Raw genomic sequence first — 23,431 nt, forward strand, 5'->3', positions numbered from 1 at the left:
CTCACACCCCCATGTGGGGATAGTCGTGGTCGGTCGGCGGGACGAAGTTCTCCTTGAGTGAGCGCGCCGACGTCCACCGCAGCAGGTTCAGCGCCGACCCGGCCTTGTCGTTGGTGCCGGACGCGCGCGACCCGCCGAAGGGCTGTTGCCCCACCACCGCACCCGTCGGTTTGTCGTTGACGTAGAAGTTGCCCGCGGTGTGCCGCAGCCGGTGTTGCGCGGCGAGCACGGCGCTGCGGTCATCGGCGATCACCGCTCCGGTCAACGCGTATTTCGCCCCGGTGTCGACGACACCGAGAATGCGCTCGTAGTCGCCGTCGGGATAGACGTGCACCGACAGGATCGGCCCGAAGTACTCGGTGCTGAACGACTCGTCGGACGGGTCGTCGGAGAGCAGCACCGTCGGCCTCACGAAATAGCCGTCGCTGTCGTCGTATTCGCCGCCCGCCGCGACCGTCACCGAGGGCGCGCTCTTCGCCCGCTCGATCGCCGCGACGTTCTTGGCGAACGACCGCGCATCGATCAGCGCGCCGCCGAAGTTCGACAGGTCGGTCACGTCGCCGTAGCGCACCGCCTCTGTGGCGCCGAGGAAGTCGTCGCCCATCCGCTGCCACACCGACCGCGGGATGAAGGCCCGCGACGCCGCCGAGCACTTCTGCCCCTGGTAGTCGAAGGCGCCGCGGATCAGCGCCGTGCGCAGCACATCCGGTCGCGCGCTCGGGTGGGCGACGACGAAATCCTTTCCGCCGGTCTCCCCCACCAGCCGCGGATAGCCGTTGTAGCGCTCGATGTTGGCGCCGACCTCACGCCATAGATGCTGGAAGGTGGCCGTCGACCCGGTGAAGTGGATGCCCGCGAGCCGTGGATCGGCCAGCACCACGTCCGACACCGCCTTGCCGTCGCCGGTCACCATGTTGATCACACCGTCTGGCAGACCCGCGGCTTCGAGGAGCTGCATCGTCAGGTACGCGGCGAAGGTCTGCGTCGGCGACGGCTTCCAGACGACGGTGTTGCCCATCAGCGCCGGCGCGGTCGGCAGGTTGCCGGCGATCGCGGTGAAGTTGAACGGGGTGATCGCGTACACGAAACCCTCGAGCGGACGGTAGTCGGTGCGGTTCCACACCCCGCGGCTGCTCACTGGCTGCTGGGTGAGGATGCCGCGGGCGAAGGCGACGTTGAACCGCCAGAAGTCGATCAGCTCGCACGAGGCGTCGATCTCCGCCTGGTAGGCCGACTTCGACTGCCCGAGCATCGTCGCCGCGACCAGCTTCTCCCGCCAGGGACCCGCCAGCAGGTCGGCCGCGCGCAGGAACACCGCCGCGCGCTCGTCGAACGGCGTCGCCTCCCACTCGGCCTTCGCGGCCAGCGCGGCGTCGACGGCCGCCCTGGCGTCGTCGTGCGAGGCGTTGGTCAGCGTGCCCAGCCGCGCGGCGTGCCGGTGGGGCTGCACCACATCGATGCGCTCGCCGTCGCCCATGCGGTGGTGGCCGCCGATGACGTGCGGCAGGTCGAGGGGCGCCGACGCCACCTGGGACAGGGCGTCGGTGAGGCGGGTACGTTCACCCGATCCGGGGGCGTAGTCGTGAACCGGCTCGTTGGCCGGCATGGGTACCTCGGTGATCGCGTCCATGGGTCAAGAATCCCCGAGACGAGACCTGCGTCACTTAGCCGATCAGCCAAATAACCGGCTGCCTGTCATTACGATCGGACAATATGCGCGGCGCCCGCATCCGGCTCGGCGAGTTGCTGCTGGCGTTGGACCGCACCATGGTGACGCTGCAGCAAGCGCCTCGCGGCCTCGACCTGCCGGTGGCCTCGGTCGCACTCGTCGATGCCGACGACGTCCGGCTCGGCGTCGCCCCCTCCGCAGGCAACGCCGACCTGTTCTTCCTGCTCGGCGTCCCGGCCGATGCCGCGGTGCGCTGGCTCGCCGCGCAGCCGCGGCCCCCGGTCGCCGTCTTCGTCAAGGATCCGGCGCCCGAACTGGTGAAGCGCGCGATCGCGCGCGGCGCGGCGGTGGTGGCCGTCGACCCGCACGCCCGGTGGGAACGGCTCTACCGACTCGTCAACCAGTTCTTCGACCATCGCGGCGACCACGACGACCCGCCGCTGCCCGGCGGCACCGACCTGTTCGGCCTGGCGCAGTCGATAGCCGACCGTGCCCGCGGCATGGTCAGCATCGAGGACGCCCAGTCGCATGTGCTCGCGTACTCGGCGTCCAGCGAGGAGGCCGACGAGCTGCGCCGCTTGTCGATCCTGGGCCGGGCGGGCCCACCCGAGCACCTGGCGTGGATCGGACAGTGGGGCATCTTCGATGCGCTGCGAGCCGGTCGCGACGTGGTGCGGGTGGCCGAACGGCCCGAGCTCGGGTTGCGACCGCGCATGGCGGTCGGCATCCACCTGCCGCCGGGCGCCAGGCGCACGCCCACGTTCGCCGGCACGATCTGGCTGCAGCAGGGTTCGGCGCCGTTCGCCGACGACGCCGAAGAGGTGCTGCGGGGTGGGGCGGTGCTGGCGGCGCGGGTGCTCGGCAGGATGGCGGCCACCCCGTCCACCCACACCCTGCGGGTTCGGGAACTGCTCGGACTGTCCGACGACGCCGACGCCGACATCGCCGCCATCGCCCGCGAACTGGGCGTCGACGGCGGCGGCCGCGCCGCGCTCATCGGGTTCAGCCCAGCCCCGGCCGACGTCATCGCCCTGAGCGCCACGGCCTTTCGCACCGACGCCCAGGTCGCGTCGGCCGGTGACCGGGTGTACGTGCTGCTCCCCGGGATCGGGGCGCCGTCGGTGACGTCGTGGGTGCGCGGCGTGGTCGGAGTGCTGCGCCGCGAGGCGGGGATGACGCTGCACGCGGTGATCGCCGCACCGCTTCCGGGGCTCGCCGACGTGGCGGGGGCGCGCGCGGAGATCGACCGGGTGTTCGACAGCGCGGCACGGCATCCCGGCGCCATCGGGCAGATCACGTCGCTGGCCGACGCCCGGGCGACGGTGCTGCTCGACGAGATCGTCGCGCACGTCGCCGGCCGGCCGGGGCTCGTCGACCCGCGGGTGCGGACCCTGCGCGAGCGGGAACCGCTGCTCGCCGAGACACTGCACGCCTACCTCGACGGGTTCGGCGACATCGCGGCGGTGGCCGGCCGAATGCACGTGCACCCGAACACGATTCGTTACCGGGTGCGCCGCATCGAGACGCTGCTCGGCGCCTCGCTGGACGACCCCGACGACCGGCTGGTGCTCGCGCTGGGGTTGCGCGCCACCGAGGGCGATCAGCCGGTGAACGCGCCGCCGACCAGTTCGTCGAAGCGCTCCAGCGCCTCGTCACCGTCGTCGTCGATACCGCGCAGCGGACCGCGATCCTCCAGGTAGCGGCGCGCATACAGCCTCGCCACCAACGCCTTTCGCTCACCGCCGCGTTCGGCGCGCTCCCACGCGGCCTGTTCGGTCAACAGGGCACCGGCGTACACGTCGGCCATGAACTGCGCCAGCGGGAACAGCCGCGCCTCGGCGACGGCGCCGTCGAGCTTCGTCCACGCCGTGATCGCGGCGTCGAGGTCGTCGACACGCTGGGACACCAGGTGTGTGGTCGGTTCGTCGTCGGACACCGAGACCGCATCGCGCACCCGGCCCAGCAGCGCTTCGTGCGCCTGAGCACGCCGGATGCCGCGTGCCACGTCGAGGCACAGGATGTTGTCGGGACCCTCCCAGATGGTGTTGACCTGCGCATCGCGTAGCAGCCGGGCGACCGGCCAGTCCTCGATGTAGCCGTTGCCGCCGTGCATCTCGATCGCGTCCGATGCGGCGGTGATGCCGAGCCGGCACACCTTGAGCTTCGTGACGGGCACCGCGATGCGCTGCCGGACGCGCCGCGGCTGACGGTGGTTGGCCAGTCCGGTGCCGTCGAAGACCATCGCCTGCGCGGCCTCGACGTCGACGATCAGCTCGGCGAGCTTGCGCCGCACCAGCGGTTTGTCGATCAGTGCGGAGCCGAAGGCGTGCCGGTGGCGCGCATAGGTCAGCGACTCGACCAGCGCCCGTCGGGCGTTGCCCAGGGCGAACAGCGCGATGCCGAGACGCGCGGCGTTGGTGAGCTCCATCATCCGGCCCAGCCCTTTGCCGTCGGACGGCCCGGCCTCGGTGCTGGGCTCACCCGAGAGCAGGAACGCCTCGGCGTCGACGAACTCCACCTCGCCGGAGGCCACCGAGCGAGTGCCGAGCTTGTTCTTCAGCCGCCGGATCCGCACCCCGTTGCGGGAGCCGTCGCGCCGGGTGCGCAGGACGAGGAACGAGGCGACCCCGCGCCCCGAGTCCGGCGCGCCCTCCGGTTTGGCCAACACCACGAACGCCTCGCCGTCGCAGTTCGACGCGAACCACTTGAACCCGTTGAGCGCCCAGGCGTCACCGCGTCGGGTGGCCGTCGTCTCGAGTGCGCCGAGGTCCGAGCCCCCGGTGCGCTCGGTGAGCATCTGGGCCGTCTCCCCCGCCCACTCGCCGGACTCGAACTTCGCGAGCACGTGCTCGCGCACGTCGGCCGGGGCGTACGCGGCCACCAGCGCCTGCACCATCCCACCACCGGTGCCGAGCGCGCAGCCCATCCCGATGTCGGCCTGGTCGAGCAGGTAGTTGGCGGCGAACATCGGGATCGACGAGCGGCCACCCGCGGCGCGCACCCCGTCGCGAAGCGCCTCCTGGGCGTCCAGCACCGCCCGCTTGGCCTCGGTGAACGACGGCGGCATGACGACACGGCCCACGTCGTGACCCCAGCGGTCGTAGCGCTCCAGCCGCGGCGGGTTGCGGTCGGTCTCCTCGGCCCACCGGGCGACCGCGCCGCCCATCAGCTCGCCGATGCGCGTCAGATGGGTTTCCGCGACCGCCAGGTGCTCCGGCGGGACGTAGTAGGCGAGCGTGAACTGCAGCGTGGGGTCGGTCGTGTACCAGTTCAGGCCGACGGCCCCGCCGAAGCGGTCCGTGCGGTAGCGGTCGGCTTTCTCCTGAGTGTGGAACGAGTCGCTCATCGTCAGCGACGGTATTACGCGCGGCGGCGGGCTAAGCCGGGTTCGCCGAAAGCCGTTCGGCGGCGGCGGCGATGCGCTCGTCGGTGGCGGTCAACGCCAGCCGCACGTGCCGGGTGCCGCGGGGCCCGTAGAACTCGCCCGGTGCGGCGAGGATCCCGAGCCGCGCGAGCCGGTCGACGGTCGCCCGGCACTCCTCACCGCGGGTGGCCCACAGGTACAGCCCCGCCTCGGAGTGGTCGACGGTGTACCCGGCGGCCGTCAGCGCGGGCAACAGTACGTCGCGGCGGCGGGCGTAGCGCTCCCGCTGCACGAGTTCGTGTGCATCGTCGTCGAGAGCGGCCACCATCGCCGCCTGCACGGGTGTCGGCACCATCATCCCGGCGTGCTTGCGCACCGCCAGCAGTTCGGCGACCACCGCCGGGTCCCCGGCGACGAAGCCGGCGCGGTAACCGGCCAGCGACGAGGTCTTCGACAGCGAGTGCACCGCCAGCAGACCGCTGTGGTCGCCGTCGCAGACCGAGGGGTGCAGCACGGAAACCGGTGCGGCATCCCAGCCGAGGCCGAGATAGCACTCGTCGGAGGCGACGAGCACCCCGCGGTCGCGGGCCCAGCCGACGACCTTGCGGAGGTGGTCGACGCCGAGCACCCGGCCCGTCGGGTTGCTCGGGGAGTTCAAGAAGACCAGCACCGGGGTCCGGGGGCCCAGCTGGGTGAGCGAATCGGCCCGGATGACCTGGGCCCCGGCCAGCCGCGCGCCGACGTCGTAGGTCGGGTAGGCGAGTTCCGGCACCACCACCAGATCGTCGGACCGCGCGCCGAGCAGCGTGGGCAGCCAGGCGATGAGTTCCTTGGTGCCGATCACGGGCAGCACCGCGTCGTCCGCGAGGCCGGTGATGCCGTAGCGGCGTTCGAGCGCGGCCTTCGCCGACGCCCGCAACGCGGGTGTGCCCGCCGTCGTCGGATACCCGGGTGCGCCGCCGGCCGCGGCGAGGGCCTCCCGGATCACCGGCGCCACCTCGTCCACGGGCGTGCCGACCGACAGGTCCACGATGCCGCCGGGATGTGAGCGGGCCAGCGCACCAGCCGCCGCCAGCGTGTCCCAGGGGAACTCGGGCAGCGTCGAGGAGACCGCCCGGCGGGCTACCTCGGGGACGGGCTCATGGGGAGGCGTGTCAGTCCTCGCCCTGCGGCGGCAGGTCCTTCACGGCCTGCGGATCGTTGTCGGTCTGGCCGACCTTGGACGCACCGCCGGGAGAACCGAGCTCGGCGAAGAAGTCCGCGTTGTGCTGGGTGTAGGCGCTCCACTGATCCGGGACGTCGTCCTCGTAATAGATCGCCTCCACCGGGCACACCGGTTCGCAGGCTCCACAGTCGACGCACTCGTCGGGGTGGATGTACAGCATGCGTGCGCCCTCATAGATGCAGTCGACTGGGCACTCCTCGATGCATGCCTTGTCCTTCACGTCGACACAGGGTTCGGCAATGACGTACGTCACCGGTTCTCCTAGGTGTTCCTCGGTCCAACTGTCCAGTGGGCTGCCCCGGAAGTATGCCCATCCGGCACCTGGACGGTTGTCTCAGCCTGCCCTAACTTTCCACGCGCCCTCCCGACCAGGATTGCGCGTGGTTACTGATACTAAACGTCGCACATACAAAACCGCCAACCGCCACACCTGATGCGCGTAAGCAATCGTGCGCTGGGACAACGAGGACGCCACGGTGCCGCACACTGCGCGTCACCGTGGCGTTCGGAGGGGGTCGTCAGGCCTGTTTGAGGGCCTCGATCTCGAGGGTCACGGTGACCTTGTCGCCGACGACCGCGCCGCCGGTCTCCAGCGGCATGTCGATGTCGATGCCGAAATCCTTGCGGTTGAGCACGACGGACGCGTCGAATCCCGCGACCTCGCCCTGCCCCATGCCCGGGTTGGTGCCGCTGAACTCCAGAGCCAGGGTGACCGGCCTGGTGCGGCCCTTGATCGTGAGTTCACCGTCGAGCGCGTAGCCGTCGCCGTCGGCGCGCACACCGGTCGAGGTGAAGGTGGCGACGGGGTGGTTCTCCACGTCGAAGAAGTCGGCCGCGCGCAGGTGGGCGTCGCGCTGGTCGTTGCGGGTGTTCACCGAGGCCACGGCGATCTCGGCGGTCACCGACGCGGCGCCGTCCTCACCCACCGTGATGATTCCGCTGAAGTCGTCGAAGGTGCCCCGCACCTTGCTCACCATGAGGTGGCGGACAGAAAAGCCGATGGTCGAGTGCACCGGGTCGATGGCCCAGGTGCCTGCGCCCAGCGCGGTGGTGGTGGCATCCGTCGTGTGGATTGCTTCGGTCATATGCGTCTCCTTCGCTCATGCGCCGAGCCCGATCCGGCGCTCCACCCGATGAAACGGACCATGGTCCGGTTCTATTCCGACGCGGGAGCGAACGAGGCCTCAGGCCGCCAGCGGCGCGTAGGTGGTGGTGCGCTGGCGTGCCGGACGGCCGATACCCTCGGCGATCGCGACGAGTTCGGCGGCCGTCTTGGCCGAACCGTTCTCCGAGCCGGCCATCCGCGAGATCGTCTCCTCCATCAACGTCCCGCCGAGGTCGTTGGCGCCGCCCTGCAGCATCACCTGCGTGCGTTCGACACCGAGTTTGACCCAGCTGGTCTGGATGTGAGAGATCCTGCCGTGCAACATGATCCGTGCGAGCGCGTGGACCGCCCGGTTGTCGCGGTGCGTCGGGCCGGGGCGGGCGCCGCCGGCCAGGTAGAGCGGAGAGGACTGGTGCACGAACGGCAGCGGCACGAACTCGGTGAACCCACCCGTGCGGTCCTGGATCTCCCGGAGGACCCGCAGATGGCCGACCCAGTGCCGGGGTTGGTCGACATGGCCGTACATCATCGTCGAACTCGACCGCAGCCCCACCTCGTGGGCGGTGGTCACCACGTCGATCCACATCGACGTCGGCAGCTTGCCCTTGGTCAGCACCCAGCGCACCTCGTCGTCGAGGATCTCGGCGGCGGTCCCCGGGATGGTGTCCAACCCGGCTTCGCGCAGCGCGATCAGCCACTCCCGCACCGACAGCCCGCTCTTCGTCACGCCGTTGGCGATCTCCATCGGCGAGAAGGCGTGGACGTGCATCGACGGCACCCGCGCCTTGACCGCACGCACCAGATCGGCGTATCCGGTCACCGGCAGTTCGGGATCGATACCGCCCTGCATGCACACTTCCGTCGCCCCGGCGACGTGGGCCTCCCAGGCGCGGTCGGCGACCTCGTCGGTCGACAGCGAGTAGGCGTCCGCATCGCCCTTGCGTTGCGCGAACGCGCAGAACCGGCAGCCGGTGTAGCAGATGTTGGTGAAGTTGATGTTGCGGTTGACGACGAACGTCACGTCGTCGCCCACCGTGTCGCGGCGCAGCGAATCCGCAAGCGCGGCAACGGCATCGAGGGCCGGACCGTCCGCGGTGGCCAGCGCCAGGTACGCGTCGTCGGACAGCGACGCGGGGTCGCGCTCCGCGGCGCGCAGGGCCGCCAGCACGTCGGTGTCCACCCGCTCGGGTGCCCGCGCCGCCAGTTCGTGGACCTTCTCGCGGATCGACTCCCAGTCGCCGAAGGCGCTGCCGAGGTCGCTGCGGGTGTCGGTGCGCCGACCCTCGCTGTCGATCGCCTCGTGCAGGTCGATCCGCCCCAGCGACTGCAGCGCCTCGTCCGGCTCCTGCCACGGGCGGCCTTCGGGATTGACGTCGAGCGCGAGACCGGTCTCCGGATCGGCCAGCGCGTCGACGTGGCCGCGCACCCGCGGATCGATCCACGCCGCACCGGCCTGCACGTACTGCGGCTGCGCGGTGAGCCGCTGGACCAGGTCGTACCCCGCCTCGGCGGTCACGTCCGCCAACTCGTCGAGAGCGGGCCACGGCCGTTCGGGGTTGACGTGGTCGGGGGTGAGCGGTGAAACGCCACCCCAGTCGTCGACTCCGGCGGCGATCAGGGCCAGGCATTCGTCGCGCGAGACCAGGTTCGGCGGCGCCTGCACCCGCACCTTCGGACCGAGCACGAGTCGGGTGGTCGCCACCGTCGCCAGGAAGTCGTCGATACCGGCGTCGGGCGACGACGCCATCGCCGTGTGATCCTTGGCCCGGAAGTTCTGCACGATCACTTCCTGGACGTGACCGAACTCCTTGTGCGACTTGCGTATCGCATGCATGGTCTCGGCGCGTTCGGCGAGCGTTTCGCCGATCCCGACGAGCAGGCCCGTGGTGAACGGGATGGACAGCCGCCCGGCGTCGTCGAGGGTGCGCAGCCGGACGGCCGGATCCTTGTCCGGGCTGCCGTGGTGCGCCAGCCCCTTGGTCTCGAAGAGTCGCCGGGAGGTGGTCTCGAGCATCATTCCCATCGACGGCGCAACGGGTTTGAGCCGGGAGAGCTCCGACCAGCTCATCACCCCCGGGTTGAGGTGCGGGAGCAGACCCGTCTCCTCCAACACCCGGATGGCCATGGCGCGGACGTAGTCGAGCGTCGAATCGTAACCGCGTTCGTCCAACCACCGACGCGCTTCGTCCCAGCGCGCCTCGGGACGGTCACCGAGCGTGAAAAGCGCCTCTTTGCAACCCATTTCGGCACCACGACGAGCGACGTCGAGGATCTCATCGGGCTCCATGTACATGCCCATCCCCTGGGCCCGCAGCCGTCCGGGCACGGTGACGAACGTGCAATAGTGGCAAGTGTCGCGGCACAGGTGGGTGACGGGGATGAAGACCTTGCGGGAGTACGTGACCGGCAACCGTCCGTTCGGCCCGAGACGACCGGCGGAGGTCAACCCCGCATCGCGCACGCGGGCGGCGCTGGCGCAGAGGTCGGCCAGATCATCGCCGCGCGCCGTCGTCGCGATCGCGGCCTCGTCGACGTTGAGCGCGACGCCGTCGCGAGCCCGGCGCAGTACGCGCCTCATCGCGGCGGAGCTGGGCACTGCGGACTGCGGCGGGACCGCCGGGCTCGGTAGATCAGCGCCGTGCTGGGGGTTCAGGGCCACTCCCCTGTAACCCCGGCGGTGGCAACTTTCATCCGCGTGTCTCACATCGTGGAAGCACTGGGTCCGGCATACCGGCCACAGTAGTCCGCGGCCGGTCAGCTGACACGGGCACGCCAGAGCAGCCACGCGGCCGGGGCGGCCCCGACCGCGGTGTAGATCACGAGGCCGAAGGCCATCAGGTCACGCCCGCCGAACACGACGTCTCCGCCGGGGCCGTAGAGGGCCAGGACGGCGAGGGTGGCCAACCACCCCCACAGCGGGAGCGCGGCGAGCCGGCCCTCGTCGGTCCACTGCGACGCGGCCCAGACGAGTGCGGCGTTGACCGCACCCACGATCAGCGCGCTGAGCGGGAACGGCGCCGTGCCGATACGCAATGGAAGAAAGAAGGCACCGAGGAGGGCGGTGATCACGCCGTCGAGGGTGAGCAGCGTCAGGACGACGCACCGGAACGCTGTCAGGTCGGGATGCTGTCGAACAGCGCCACGAACGAACCGACCACCCACTGCAAGTTGTCGAGGCGGTCCTGCCAGTGCTGCAGGTTCGGATCAAGGTCGGGATCCATGGATGCCCCTTCGAGTCGCCGGATGAGGTGGAGCTTACCGCGAGCCGAATTCGCTACGCCAGGTTCAATCCGGCGAGCAGGTCGGTTTCCCACCCCCGCTCGTCGCGCGGGCCGGGCACGCCGGACGCGAGGACGTAGTGCTCCAGGGCGGGGATCGGCAACGCGATGTTGTTCGACAGCGCGCACGTCTGGCCGTTGGGCGCGACCGAGATCTGCGTGGCGTGCGCGCGCATGGCGGCGACCTTCGCCTCGAGGCTGTCGCCGGCGTCGACGACGGCGTCGATCCGCTCGTCGGGATAGAGGAACGGCACGTCGTCGACGCTCACCTGCAACCACTCGGCGGGAACGTCACGGGCCGCGGCGAAGGCGTCACCCATACCGGTCTTGGACATGACGGTCCAGTAGAACTTCGACACCTGCCACTGCGCGCGCTCGACGGCCGCGGTGGTGACGCGGTGGGTCTGGATGTGGTCCGGGTGTCCGTACCCCCCGTCGGGGTCGTAGGTGACCACGACGTGCGGACGGAACTCGTCGAGGATCGCGGCCAGCAGGCCGGCGGCCTCGGCCATGTCGGCGTCGACGAATCTGCGGTGGTGACGCGCAGGCGTGTCCGCCATCCCGGAGTCGCGCCAATGTCCGGGTCCGCCCAGGTAGCGCGGTTCGTCCACGCCGAGCGCGGCGAGCGCGGCGGTCAGTTCGGCGATGCGGTACCCGCCGAGTTGGTCGGCGTGGTCGACGGCGAGTTGGGCGTAGCGCTCCCCGATCACCTCACCTTCTTCCCCGAGGGTGCAGGTGACCACCCGGACGTCCGCGCCCCGGCGGACGTAGTGGGCGATGGTGCCGCCGGTGGTGAGCGTCTCGTCATCCGGGTGGGCGTGGACGAAGAGCAGGCGAGGTGAGGACATCAGCGGTGAATCTACGCCAGCGCACCGGAAGTGCATGTCGCAGCAGCGACGGCAGAGACGCCGTCCCGGCTCGCAGAATTTCAAACGCGACCGGCGGAATTCTCAGGAATCAACCGTTTCGACCTGCTGCATTCTCAGGCGGGTCTCAGCTACGCTGTACCGATTGAACGCTGCGCACGTGGGGAGGGCGCCATGCGGCGGGCCATCGCCCCTTTTCTGGCCACCGGGGTCGTGCTGTCCGGTGCTGCCGTGGTCGTGGCGAATCCCGTCGTCCCTCTCCCGTCCGACATCCGCGTCTCGGCGTCGGACTTCACCGCCGACGGCGACCGGCTCGACGTCCTCGATCCTGAATTCCTCGAATCGATCGGTGCGATCCGTCAGGACTGGCTGAGCTCCATCGAACAACTGCAGCGCCTGTTCAACGACGTGTCCAACACCGGACGCGATTCCGTCATCTCCGCATTCGGCGCCGGGGTGAGCATCACCGAACCCTCCATCGCGCTGCCGGTCGACGAGTTCACCGCCGCTCATGAGCGGACCCTGGTCCCGCACACCCCGCTGCCCCCCGTCGCCCCCGGCGAGGCGATCGAGGGAGTCGTGGGGGCGCTGACCGACATCGGTACCAGCTTCGGGGAAGCCGGCATCACGTTCGTCAAGCAGGTCAGCTTGGCTCCCGCCGTCGCGCTCGTGCTGACACAGCAGGTCGTGACGCAGCTGATCTCCGGCGAGATCGGACCCGACGACGCACTGCGGCGGCTGATCGTGGAACCGCTCACCGCCCTGCTGGTCGGCCACCCGAACCTCACGGGCATCAAGGAGATCGACGAGGCCTTCCACGAGAGCGCGCTCAAACCCCTCATTCGCGCCCTGATGCGCGTCCTGCCGAGGCCCATCGGTCAGGCCGGCGGTCTGATCGACCAGGTCGACCAGACGGTGGACGATGTCGCCGCCGACATCCGCAACGGCGTTCAGCCTACGCCGGGAGCCACCGCGAAACCCCCGCAGCTGCAGTCAGGGACGGACGCGGAAGTGCCGCTGCCGGAACTCGTGGTCGATCCCGACGGGGACCCCGCCGGCCCGGGTGAGGCCACTCCGTCGAAGACGCCGAGACTGCCCAAGCCCGGTGAACTGGCGCGGGATCTCGGCGTGCGCGTCCAGCAGGGCATCGACAACTTCCACTCGACGATCAAGCGGCTGACCACGGGCGGTAAGAAGTCGACCCCGGGCAAGGACGACGCCGAGTCCGAGGACACCGCGGGCGGAAACGACACCGCCGACAAAGAGCCCACGTCCGGCCCGGCGGACGACGCGCCGTCGCAGGACGACGATGCGCCCGCCGACAACGGCGCCCAGGAGTAAGTACCGCGAATCGTCACTGTGACGGTTCGGGACGTCCATCCCCTTCATCGAGTTGTCGTCGCGCTCACCCACCCGCGTGCGACTCCGTGCATCCACTGGGTGGCAGCACCCAGCAAGCACCCGTCGACGCAGTTGTGCCGCCTACCAGACTGTTCGCTACGCGTGGTCAAAAGAAGTTAACTGAGCGACTCAGCTTGCTCTCAGAAAACAGGGTCTTTGACAAGGTGGCTAATCACTTTGACGGGCGAAATTCGCCTGCCAGCTACCCGTCAGCAACGTTCCGCTTATTGCGAGGCCTCCGCGTCGAACCGCAGGCTCACGACGCTGCCGAAGCACCCGGATCTCATAGGATAAACCCCCCGCTCGGAGACGGCGCGACGCCGGCGGAGCCCTCAGCAGATACCCATTTTCGTCCGCGTCAAAACATGTCACCTAGCAGCAGGATTGCGCCCGGATCGACCCCGGATCGCCCGGCGCACGGGCCCGTCGGCGAGCCGGTGGTCGCCGCGGCGAAGCGATCGACGATCTTGCAGATCTGAGGCGGCGGGCACCGATCGCCAACTCACCGGTAACGGGAGAAGCAGCGAAGAGCTGCGGAAACATCAGACGTGCCGGTCGATCCTTGCTAGAACAAGTACATCTCGGACGCTCCGCCTGGGCTCAGCCGACGCGCCATGACCGGCCGTGCCGGCGATCGCACGTCTGGCAACGCTGGGGAACACGTCCGCAGGCCCGTCCGTGCAGCCAAAACTCCCGAAACAACTTGTATCAGCAATGTTTGTTCGCCATGCGAACGACATGCTTCGCGCGATTGTGCAACCGCTGCCCATTTCCTGATTTATTTGCCGTTCGAGCCCCTCCCTGCACATAACGGCCGGGGAGGCTAATTCGCATCGCGAAAGCACAGGCAAACGTCGTGGAGAGGCTTAGAGAACCGTCATAGAAAAAGCCGTAGATCGCTTTGTTACTTAGGTAGTTCTCAGGTATGTTTTGCTCCGTCGGGCTGTTTTTGACTCTGAGGGGATGTCATGGAAGTTGCTGTTCGGTCATACTTGACCGCCGGTGTGGCCGTCGTTGGCGCCACATCGATCGCGTTGGCTCCGGTCGAGGTACTGCCGCCGGACTTCCAGATTCGGGGCGACCGGATGGTCGCCGTTCTCGAAGACGTGTCGCTGTCCTCACTGGCTGATCTGATCGCCGCCGCGCAGGCCGCGTGGGCGCCCATCGGCGGTGCGGTCGACAGCGCCTCCCAGGCCGCCCAGGCCGCCATCGTCGGACTGAGCGGCGCGCTCGAAGCCGCGCTCGTCGAGGCCGTCGGACAGGGCAACAACGCCTTCCAGGCGGTCGTCGACGGTCTGCTCGACGGTGGCAGCGTGCTCGCGACCGCGATCGACAACGCCATCGCCAACTTCCCGTCGCCGCAGGCGTTCGTCGACGCCGTGGTGTCGGCGTTCGCGTCGGTGAACATCGATCTGGCGGGCGTCATCGAGGTCGCGCTCGAAGCCGCACTCGAACTGGGCATCGAACTGGACGCCGGCGTGATCGGCGAGGCGTTCCTCGAGGCCGGAGCCGCTCTGGAGGCCGCGTTCAACGCCGCCCTGGCCGCCTTCCCCACGCCCGAAGAGTTCGTCGCCGCCTTCGAGGCCGCCCTCGGTGGTGTGATCCCGGGCTTCAACGCCGTCGCCACGGCCGCCGCCGAGGCGTTCACCGAACTCTCGGCTGAGCTCGCCGCCGCGATCGATGCGGGTATCGCCGCGGGCGTGACCGCGTTCGACGCGTTCGTCGCGGGACTGCTCGACGCCGGTGGTGAACTGGCCGCTGCATTCAACGCCGCCCTGGAGGCCTTCCCGACGCCCGAGGCGTTCGTCGACGCGTTGGTGTCGGCCTTCGGCGCCATCGACGTCGAATTGGGCGCTGCCCTGGAGGTCGCGCTCGAGGCGCTCGTCGACCTCGGGATCGACATCGACGCCGGCGCCATCGCCGAGGCGCTCATCGAAGCCGGCGCCGACCTTGCCGCGGCCTTCGAGGGTGCGCTCGAGGGCTTCCCGACGCCGGCCGAGTTCTTCGCCGCCTTCAACGCCGCGATCGCCGGCGCCCTGCCGGGGATCAATGCGTTCGCCGAGGCCGCCGCCGAGGCGCTCACCGACCTGTCGGGTGCGCTCGCCGCAGCCATCGACGCCGGTGCGGCAGCCGGGATCGAGGCGTTCGACGCCATCGTCACCGGCCTGCTCGACGCGGGTAGCGATCTCGCCGCCGCGTTCGCCGCGGCGATCGAGGCGTTCCCGACGCCCGAGGCGTTCCTCGACGCGCTGGTGGACGCGTTCGCCGCCATCGACGTCGACCTGGGTGCGGCACTCGACGTCGCACTCGAAGCGGTCGTCGACATCGCCCTGAACCCCGGGGCCATCGCCGAGGCGCTCATCGAGGCCGGCGCCGATCTGGCCGCCGTGTTCGAAGGCGCGATCGAAGGATTCCCGACCCCGGCCGACTTCTTCGCCGCCTTCAACGCCGCGATCGCCGGACTGGTGCCGGGCTTCAACATCTTCGCCGAAGCCGCCGCCGAGGCGTTCACCGACCTGTCGGGTGCGCTGTCGGGCGCATTGGAGGCCGGCTTCGCCGCGGGTCTCGACGCCTTCGAGTCGGTGATCGCCGGACTGCAGGACATCGGCGGTGAGCTGGCGACCGCGTTCGCGGCGGCCATCGAGGCGTTCCCGACGCCCGAGGCGTTCGTCGACGCCCTGGTGTCGGCCTTCGGCGCCATCGACGTCGACCTGGCCGGCGCGATCGACGTCGCGCTCGAGGCGCTCGTCGACCTGGGCATCGAGCTGGACGCAGGCGCGATCGCCGATGCGTTCCTGGAGGCCGGCGCCGAGTTCGCCGCACTGTTCAACGGTGTGCTCGACGGCTTCCCGACCCCGGAGGAGTTCATCGCGGCCTTCAACGCCGCCCTCGAGGGCGTCATCCCGGGCTTCGACGCACTCGCCGCGGCCACCGCCGAGGTGATCGCCGACCTCTCGGGCGCCCTGACGACGGCGCTGGAGACCGGTTTCGCCGCCGGGGTGGAGGCGTTCGACGCGATCGTCGCGGGTCTGCTCGACGCGGGAAGCGAACTCGCCGCGGCGTTCAACGCCGCGATCGAGGCCTTCCCGACCCCCGAGGCGTTCATCGACGCCCTGGTCTCGGCCTTCGGCGCCATCGACGTCGACCTGGCCGACGACATCGACGCCGCGCTCGAGGTGTTCGTGGAGCTGGGCCTGAACCTCGACGCCACCGCGATCGGCGAGGCGCTCGCCGAGGCGGGTGCGGAGCTGGCGGCGATCTTCGACGCCGCACTCGAGGGCTTCCCGTCACCCGCGGAGTTCGTCGCGGCCTTCGAGGCGGCTCTGGAAGGGGTCATCCCGGGGCTCAACGCGTTGGCCGATGCCACCGCCACGGCGCTCGCGAACTTCTCGGGCGCCCTGTCCGCCGCGATCGAGGCAGGCATCGCCGCAGGCGAGACCGCCTTCGAGGCGGTCATCGCCGGACTGCAGGATGCCGGTGGCCAGCTGGCCGCCGCGTTCGAGGCCGCACTGGAGGCGTTCCCGACCCCCGAGGCGTTCATCGACGCTCTCGTCGACGCGTTCGCAGCCATCGACGTCGACCTCGGCGCCTCCCTGGAGGCGGCACTGGAGCTCATCGTCGACCTCGGCGTCGACCTCGATGCCGGCGTGATCGCCGATGCCCTCGTGAACGCGGGGGCGGAGCTGGCCGCGGCGTTCAACGCAGCGTTCGAGGGCTTCCCGACACCGGCCGAGTTCGCCGCCGCGATCGAGGGTGCCATCGAGGCCTTCGCACCCGGCTTCAACGCGATCGCCGATGCGACCGCCGAAGCCCTCGGCAACCTGTCGGCCGCGCTCACCGCCGCCATCGAGTCGGGCATCGACATCAGCGGCGCCGCGTTCAACGCCTTCCTCGAGGCCCTGGTCGAGGGCGGTGGCACGCTCACCGCCGCGTTCGAGGCCGCGCTGGAGAACCTGCCCAGCCCGGAGGTGTTCATCAGCGCCCTGATCGAGGCGTCGGCTTCGCTCGGACCGGTGCTGGCCGACCTCGGCGCGTCCCTGGAGGCCGGCCTCGAAGCAGGCCTCGATCTGGGCGCCGCGGCGCTCGAGGGCTTCGCCGAGATCGGCGGGGAACTCTCCGCGGCGATCGGAGCAAGCCTGGAGGGCCTGCCGACGCCCGCCGAGTTCATCGGCGGCTTCGCGGAAGCCGGTGCGCAGTTCGGTGCGGCAGCCGACGCCATCACCGAGATCGGTGTCGACGCGGTCAACAACTTCGCCGCGGCGGCCAACGCCGTGGTCGAAGCGTTCCGCGCCACGGCGGTGTCGGCCCTGGAGAACGGCAACGACGCCCTCCAGGCGATCGGAGCCGGTATCTACGCCGCGGTGAACGCGTTCGCCGAGGCCGCGAGTGACGTCAACATCGGCGGTGCGATCAGCGCCGCGATCAGTGGCGCCATCCGCGGGGCCCTGGGTGGCTTTGGTGGCAGCCTCGGCGGTGAGCTCGGTGGCGGGATCAACACGCTGAGCGCCGATGCCGGTGAGGTCGCGTCGCCTGAGGTCACCTCGACCCGGATCGCGCCGGAGTCCCGGACCTTCTCGGTGGCCACGGCCCCCGTCGAAGAGGAGGCACCGGCTCCCGAGGCTAAGCTGCCTGCGCTGCCGGAGGTGAAGATCAATCCGGTCGTGCCGGCCAACCCGGCGGCCGAACTGCAGAAGCAGATCCAGCAGGGTCAGGTGCAGCTGCGTGAGGCTCTCGACACCGCGGGCAAGCAGGTCAACGACGGGCTGAACCAGACCCGCAAGAACCTGGAGGGGGCGGCGGAGCAGACCCGCAAGAACCTCGAGGGGGCGGCGAACCAGACCCGCAAGAACCTCGAAGGAGCGGCCAACCAGACCCGCAAGAACCTCGACGGGGTCCGGAAGAACATCGAGAACGCTGTCAGCGGCAACAAGAAGCCGGCCAGCGACTCGACGAAGAAGGAATCGGCTGACACCTCCAAGAAGAAGGAGACGGCCAGCGCCTCCGCTTCGGAGTAATCAGTAGCACCGCGGCCCCGGACTTTCGAGTCCGGGGCCGCTTTGCGCTGTCGGCCCGTGAGCGTCCGGGCCCGCCTGCAAAGATCCGACCGGTATGTGACGCATGGACTACCTGCACCGAGGTCTCGGGTCGCCCTTCATGCGCAAAGATTTTTGATTCCTCAATCGAATGATAACGATCTTGAATTTGCCAGTGGCTGTCAACTGTCAGCGTCAGACGTCTCTTTGCAGACGCGCCGAGAAGCTGATCATGGCGTCTACATGGGATTTCAGCGACCCATCTCCGTAGATCAGCGCTCGCACATCATCGCGAGCGTGACAAGAAAAAAGTTTGCCAATTCATTCATCCGTGATCTTACTGAGAGGTAAGTTGTCGGGCGTCATGATTTACGTCGACGTAAGGAGACCCATGCACATCGCAGCCCGTTCTTATCTCTGCACCGGGGTGGCGCTCGTCGGCGCCGGCGCGATCGCGATCAGCCCGGTCGCACCGCCTCTGCCCGACGCGACGGTGCCGTCGCTGTCCACGATCGACGTCGAGCTGAACGCCGCCGTCAATCCCATCCAGACCTGGATCGAGGTCTTCGGAGAGGCGGCCGAGAACCTCGCAAGCCTCGGGCAGACGGTGGCGGAGAACCCGGCACCGATCCTGCAGCAGGTGATCGAGAATCAGCTCGGATACATCGAACAGCTGACTCCGGCCTTCCAGGAATTCGCCGAAGGCTTCGTCGAGGCCCTGAACCCGTTGAACCCCGAAGGCATCCCCGCGAACGTGCAGGCGGCCGTCGAACAGATCGTCACGGGCAATCCGGCAGAGGGCTTCCCGGCACTCTTCCAGGCGTTCCTCACCCCGATCCTGTTCCCCGCGCTCGGGGTGCTGGTGGGTGTGCAGGAAGTCATCACGGCCAGCGCCGAGAACATGCTCGACGTCGCCAACATGGCCGTGACGGCCTTCGCGACGGTGGCGCTGGGGGCGATCCTCCCGGTCGCCAGTGTCTTCAGCGGGTTGGGTGCGGCCACCCAGGCCATCGTGGACGCCGCGGTCGACGGCGACATCCTCGGTGCGGTGGCCGCCGCGCTCGATGTTCCCGGCGTCGTCACCGGCGCATTCCTCAACGGCTTCGGCTTCGACGGCGGCCTGCTGACAGCCGGCTCGGGGACGATCGCCGGACTCCTCAACCTGCGTCAGATGATCGCCGACGCGCTCAAGCCCCCAGCGCCCGTCCTGCGCGTTGCCGACGTGACGTCGACGAACACCGAGGCCGCCGAGACGGTGACCTTCGACGTCACCGAGTCGGGTGTGACGCCCGCGGCACTCACGAGCTCGCCCGCCGCCGACGACGCATCCGAGACTCCCGCCCCCGAGCCGGGTGACGGCGCAGCCGCCGTTGACGAGGTGGACGAGAAGGGCGGCGAGGAGGTCGACGAGAAGACCGAGGGCTCCGAAGAAGAGGCCCTCGAGGAAGAGGTCCCCGCCGAGGACGCTGTCGACGACACACTCGAGGACGACACGCTCGAGGACGACGCACCCGAGGAGGAGACCGGGGACGACGGCACCACCGAGCAGGCGCCCTCTGACGACGACGCGAACGAGACCGGTGACGACGAGACCGGCGACAAGGAGACCGAAGGCGCCGAAGCCTGATCCGATCGCCGGAACGGCGGGCCCTCACCCCTCGGGGTGGGGGCCCGTTTCGTCACTGCGGCGACTTCACCCACCTGCCCGCATCTCCGACGATGCCGACGGGCACCGCGCCGGAGAGGCTCACGTTCTGCACACTCGGCCCGGCCGCGACGATCGTGGTGTCCTGCAGGATCGGCAGCACCGTCCACATGTTCCACAGCCGTGGCTCGACGGCGTCGATCACCTCGGCGATCGGCTCGCTGCCGTCCAGCGCGGCGTCGATCTTCGGTTGGATGCTGCGGTCGCACACACCGGTGATGTTGCTCGGCGCCTGCACCAGCGCACCGGATTCCGGTGCCGGGCTCGGCGTGGTCGTGGGGGTGGCCGTCGGAGCGGCGCGAGTCGTCGTGGGAGACGTGCGAGACGTGGTCGGCGAGGGTTGCGGCGGTCCGGGCGCCGGCGGCGCGGTCGCCACGGGCGTCGCCTCCAGCGCCGGGCAGCCGTACCGCGAGGCCAGCGCCGTGGCCAGGTCTCCCCCGGCCTGATGCCAGCCCACGACGGCGTCGACCCGGTTCTCGGCCAACGCCTCCCCGTAGAGCGTCACCGGGTCCAGCGCCAGCACCGACGCTTCGATCCCGACGTTGCGGAGTTGGTCGGCGGCGGTGTTCGCGACGGCGACCGACGTCGGATCGTTGGCGGCCACTCCGAGCACGAGGGTGAGCGGCACACCGTCCTTCGCGATCCGCCCGCGGTTGAGGTCCGGCGCGGGCGCACCGGGCTCCGTCGGCGGCGAATCTCCCACCGGCGCCATCTGGTACCCCGCCTCCGCCAACAGTTCCAGGGCCGCGTCGGTGCCCAGCGCGGGCGGCGCCGTCGGCACGTATCCGGGATCGGACGGTGAGCGCACCTGCGCCTGGGCCAGCGTGACGGTGTTGTCGTCGCCCGCGCCCACCGACGCCAGCAGGTCGACGTCGAGCAGGCCGAGGATCGCCCGGCGAACCGACGGGTCCGCGAGTTCGGGCAGCTGTCCGCGCAGCGTCACCTGCATGACCCGCGGTGTCACAATACGGGCCGTCCGCACATCCGGGATCGCGCTGAGTTGCGCGAAAGTCGCTGCGCCACCGTGCACCTGGGCGACCTGGGTGTCACCGTTGCGGATCGAGTCGGCCAGCGCGGCAGGCGCACCGCCCCGGCGGAACAGCACCAGGTCGGGTTTGGCGGGCGCACTCCAGTACCGGTCGTTGCGTGCCAGCAGGATCTCGTCGCGCTGCGGATCGATGGTCTCCACCCGGAACTGTCCGCCGGTCACGGGCATCGCCTCGGCCAGACCGGCGCCGAACCCGCCCGGCACGTCCTTGACGATGTGCGCGGGCAGGATGTTGTTGAACAGCTCGCGCCACGCCGGGTAGGGCTGCGAGAACGTCACCACGACCTGCTTGGCGCCCTCGACGGACTGCACGCCGGTGATGAGGTCGTAGCCGGCGGGGTCGACGACACCGGGCTGGCTGACCATCTGACGCCACAGATACCAGTAGTCGTCGGCGCCGATGGGCGCGTTGTCCGTCCACTGCGCCTCGGGCCGGATGTTGTAGGTGACGGTGAAGGGGTTCTCGTCGGTCACCTCGGCCGATTCCAGCAACGTCGGGTCCATCTCCCACCGCGACCCGGTCGGCGAGTTCTGATCCGGGATCGGCCGGAACGAACTCGGCAGCACCAGCGCGGCGATCGCGGCGTTCACCGGCGACTGATCGGAGAGCAGGTGCGGGTTGAACCCGGGGCCGATCGAATCGATCGCCACGATGATCTGGGTCGCCTTGGGCGCCGGCGGCGGGGTGGTCTCGGGCGTCTCCGTGCTCTGCGGCGCCGGCGGCGGGCTCACGGTGCAGCCGCCGAGCAGCAGCGCCGCGGTGGAGACCAACGCCCCCACGGTCACACGATGACGGCGGGGACGGGTCGGCACGCTCCTCAGAGTATCGGCCGCCGTGGCTCGGCCATCAATTCCGCGCCTTCGCCCGCGAGCGCGCACGCGCCCGCAGCGTGGCGTCCAGCTCGACCTTGCGCACCCGCACGACCTCCGGGGTGACCTCGACGCATTCGTCCTCGGCGCAGAACTCCATGGCCTGTTCGAGGCCGAGCTCGAGCGGACGGGCCAGCGTCTCCATCACGTCGGCGGTGGAGCTGCGCATGTTGGTCAGCTTCTTCTCACGGGTGACGTTGACGTCGAGATCCTCGGCGCGCGGGTTGATTCCGACGACCTGTCCCTCGTAGGTGTCGTCCCCCGGCTCGACGAAGAACTGGCCGCGGTCGGCGAGCTGGATCATCGCGAACGGTGTCACCGAACCGCTGCGGTCCGAGACCAACGAGCCGGTGTGGCGGGCGCGGATCTCCCCCGCCCACGGGCGGTAGCCGTCGAACACCGCGTTGGCGATGCCGGTGCCGCGGGTCAGTGTGAGGAAGTCGGTGCGGAAGCCGATCAGGCCGCGGCTCGGGACGATGAAGTCCATCCGCACCCAGCCCGCGGCGTGGTTGGCCATGTCCTCCATGCGGCCCTTGCGGGCGGCCATCAGCTGTGTGACGGCGCCGACGAACTCCTCGGGACAGTCGACGGTCAGCGCCTCGAACGGTTCGTGCAGCTTGCCGTCGATGGTCTGCGTGACCACCTGCGGCTTGCCGACCGTGAGCTCGAATCCCTCGCGGCGCATCTGCTCGACGAGCACGGCCAGGGCCAGCTCGCCGCGGCCCTGCACCTCCCAGGCGTCCGGCCTGCCGATGTCGACGATCTTGAGCGAGACGTTGCCGACGAGTTCAGAGTCCAACCGCGACTTGACCATCCGGGCGGTCAGCTTGTGGCCGGACACCTTGCCGGCCAACGGGGAGGTGTTGGTGCCGATGGTCACCGAGATGGCAGGTTCGTCGACGGTGATGCGCGGCAGGGCGTGCGCGTGGTCCGGATCGGCCAGCGTGTCGCCGATCATGATCTCCGGGATGCCGGCCACGGCCACGATGTCACCGGCGATGGCCTCCTCGGTGGCGGTCCGTTCGACACCGACGGTGACGAGCAGTTCGGTGATCTTGGCGTTGGTGATCACCGGGTGGCCGTCCACCTCGCGCATCCAGGCCACCTGCTGCCCCTTGCGGATGCGGCCCTTGTAGATGCGGATCAGCGCGAGCCGGCCGAGGAACGCCGAGGCGTCGAGGTTGGTCACCAGAGCCTGCAGCGGTGCGTCGGGGTCGCCCTGCGGCGGCGGGATGTGCTCGAGCAGCACGTCGAAGAGGGGGTCGAGGTTCTCCCCGTCGGGGTTCTCGCCGTTGGCGGGCTCGGTGGTGCTCGCGATGCCGGCTCGGCCGGAGGCGTACAGCACCGGCAGCCCGAGCGCCTCCTCGGCGGCCTTCTGCGCCTCGTCGTCGAGGTCGGACGCGACGTCGAGCAGCAGGTCGTGGCTCTCGGAGACCACCTCCGCGATGCGGGCGTCGGGGCGGTCGGTCTTGTTCACGACGAGGATGACCGGCAGGTGCGCGGCCAGCGCCTTGCGCAGCACGAAGCGGGTCTGCGGGAGCGGCCCCTCGGACGCGTCGACCAGCAGGAGCACACCGTCGACCATGGACAGGCCGCGCTCGACCTCACCGCCGAAGTCGGCGTGGCCCGGGGTGTCGATCACGTTGATGACGGTCATCGTCCCGTCGGGGTGATGCCGGTGCACCGCGGTGTTCTTCGCGAGGATGGTGATGCCTTTTTCCTTCTCCAGATCACCGGAGTCCATCAACCGCTCGACCGCGTCGTCACCGCGGTGGCTCAGCGCACCGGACTGCCGCAGCATCGCATCGACCAGGGTCGTTTTGCCGTGGTCGACGTGGGCGACGATGGCGACATTCCGAAAATCCAC

14 protein-coding genes are annotated in these 23,431 nt (G+C 69.7%); 4 read left to right on the plus strand and 10 right to left on the minus strand.

Annotated features, from left to right (window positions below; genetic code table 11):
* Position 1: 1 nt before the first annotated feature.
* A complete protein-coding gene (gene pruA, locus AU196_RS06575; RefSeq protein WP_059094298.1) occupies positions 2–1,630 on the minus strand; it encodes an L-glutamate gamma-semialdehyde dehydrogenase in 1,629 nt (542 codons plus the stop codon).
* 83 nt (positions 1,631–1,713) lie between these two features.
* Between pruA and AU196_RS06580 the strand changes: the two genes are divergently transcribed.
* The gene (locus tag AU196_RS06580; RefSeq protein WP_059094299.1) at positions 1,714–3,369 is read left to right on the plus strand and encodes a PucR family transcriptional regulator; all 1,656 of its coding nucleotides are present in this window, start codon (positions 1,714–1,716) and stop codon (positions 3,367–3,369) included.
* On the opposite strand, the gene AU196_RS06585 is transcribed toward AU196_RS06580, so the two are convergent.
* The 7 genes from AU196_RS06585 to mshB all read right to left on the minus strand — a co-directional run bounded on the left by AU196_RS06585 (position 3,270) and on the right by mshB (position 11,489).
* Entirely contained in the window at positions 3,270–5,015 is a 1,746-nt protein-coding gene (locus AU196_RS06585; protein ID WP_059094300.1) for an acyl-CoA dehydrogenase family protein, read from the minus strand. The genes AU196_RS06580 and AU196_RS06585 overlap by 100 nt on opposite strands.
* Positions 5,016–5,046: 31 nt before the next feature.
* On the minus strand, positions 5,047–6,132 hold the full coding sequence (gene dapC, locus AU196_RS06590; RefSeq protein WP_082695637.1) for a succinyldiaminopimelate transaminase: 1,086 nt from the start codon (positions 6,130–6,132) through the stop codon (positions 5,047–5,049).
* A gap of 55 nt (positions 6,133–6,187) precedes the next feature.
* Positions 6,188–6,511 carry a ferredoxin gene (gene fdxA, locus AU196_RS06595; RefSeq protein WP_059094301.1) on the minus strand — a complete coding sequence of 108 codons (324 nt, stop codon included), beginning with the start codon at positions 6,509–6,511 and terminating at the stop codon, positions 6,188–6,190.
* A gap of 265 nt (positions 6,512–6,776) precedes the next feature.
* Entirely contained in the window at positions 6,777–7,343 is a 567-nt protein-coding gene (locus AU196_RS06600) for a YceI family protein (RefSeq protein WP_059094302.1), read from the minus strand.
* A 99-nt stretch (positions 7,344–7,442) separates the two neighbouring features.
* On the minus strand, positions 7,443–10,022 hold the full coding sequence (locus AU196_RS06605) for a bifunctional FO biosynthesis protein CofGH (protein ID WP_059094303.1): 2,580 nt from the start codon (positions 10,020–10,022) through the stop codon (positions 7,443–7,445).
* Between the two features lie 95 nt (positions 10,023–10,117).
* On the minus strand, positions 10,118–10,525 hold the full coding sequence (locus AU196_RS06610) for a hypothetical protein (protein WP_059094304.1): 408 nt from the start codon (positions 10,523–10,525) through the stop codon (positions 10,118–10,120).
* 112 nt (positions 10,526–10,637) lie between these two features.
* Positions 10,638–11,489, minus strand: a complete 852-nt coding sequence (gene mshB / locus AU196_RS06615) for an N-acetyl-1-D-myo-inositol-2-amino-2-deoxy-alpha-D-glucopyranoside deacetylase (RefSeq protein WP_059094305.1) — start codon at positions 11,487–11,489, stop codon at positions 10,638–10,640.
* Between the two features lie 192 nt (positions 11,490–11,681).
* Here mshB and AU196_RS06620 point away from each other — a divergent pair, with 192 nt between their 5' ends.
* The 3 genes from AU196_RS06620 (at position 11,682) to AU196_RS06630 (ending at position 19,568) form a co-directional block, all read left to right on the plus strand.
* Complete coding sequence (locus AU196_RS06620; RefSeq protein ID WP_231737419.1) at positions 11,682–12,848, plus strand: hypothetical protein; 1,167 nt, start codon at positions 11,682–11,684, stop codon at positions 12,846–12,848.
* Positions 12,849–13,912: 1,064 nt separating this feature from the next.
* Positions 13,913–17,923 (plus strand): hypothetical protein, encoded by a 4,011-nt coding sequence (locus tag AU196_RS06625; protein ID WP_231737422.1) that lies wholly within the window; start codon positions 13,913–13,915, stop codon positions 17,921–17,923.
* Between the two features lie 409 nt (positions 17,924–18,332).
* Positions 18,333–19,568 (plus strand): hypothetical protein, encoded by a 1,236-nt coding sequence (locus tag AU196_RS06630; protein ID WP_059094307.1) that lies wholly within the window; start codon positions 18,333–18,335, stop codon positions 19,566–19,568.
* 52 nt (positions 19,569–19,620) lie between these two features.
* Here the strand turns inward: AU196_RS06630 and AU196_RS06635 are convergent, their stop codons facing one another.
* The gene (locus AU196_RS06635; protein ID WP_059094308.1) at positions 19,621–21,507 is read right to left on the minus strand and encodes an ABC transporter family substrate-binding protein; all 1,887 of its coding nucleotides are present in this window, start codon (positions 21,505–21,507) and stop codon (positions 19,621–19,623) included.
* Between the two features lie 34 nt (positions 21,508–21,541).
* On the minus strand, positions 21,542–23,431 hold the full coding sequence (gene typA / locus AU196_RS06640) for a translational GTPase TypA (protein ID WP_059094309.1): 1,890 nt from the start codon (positions 23,429–23,431) through the stop codon (positions 21,542–21,544).

Source organism: Mycobacterium sp. IS-1742 (genome assembly GCF_001500125.1).
Taxonomy (GTDB): Bacteria; Actinomycetota; Actinomycetes; order Mycobacteriales; family Mycobacteriaceae; genus Mycobacterium.

Excerpts from the sequence above, each read along its gene's own strand:
- pruA (WP_059094298.1), bottom strand. The coding sequence starts at position 1,630 with ATGGACGCGATCACCGAGGTACCCATGCCGGCCAACGAGCCGGTTCAC.
- AU196_RS06580 (WP_059094299.1), top strand. The coding sequence starts at position 1,714 with ATGCGCGGCGCCCGCATCCGGCTCGGCGAGTTGCTGCTGGCGTTGGAC.
- AU196_RS06585 (WP_059094300.1), bottom strand. The coding sequence starts at position 5,015 with ATGAGCGACTCGTTCCACACTCAGGAGAAAGCCGACCGCTACCGCACG.
- AU196_RS06600 (WP_059094302.1), bottom strand. The coding sequence starts at position 7,343 with ATGACCGAAGCAATCCACACGACGGATGCCACCACCACCGCGCTGGGC.
- mshB (WP_059094305.1), bottom strand. The coding sequence starts at position 11,489 with ATGTCCTCACCTCGCCTGCTCTTCGTCCACGCCCACCCGGATGACGAG.
- AU196_RS06620 (WP_231737419.1), top strand. The coding sequence starts at position 11,682 with ATGCGGCGGGCCATCGCCCCTTTTCTGGCCACCGGGGTCGTGCTGTCC.
- AU196_RS06630 (WP_059094307.1), top strand. The coding sequence starts at position 18,333 with ATGCACATCGCAGCCCGTTCTTATCTCTGCACCGGGGTGGCGCTCGTC.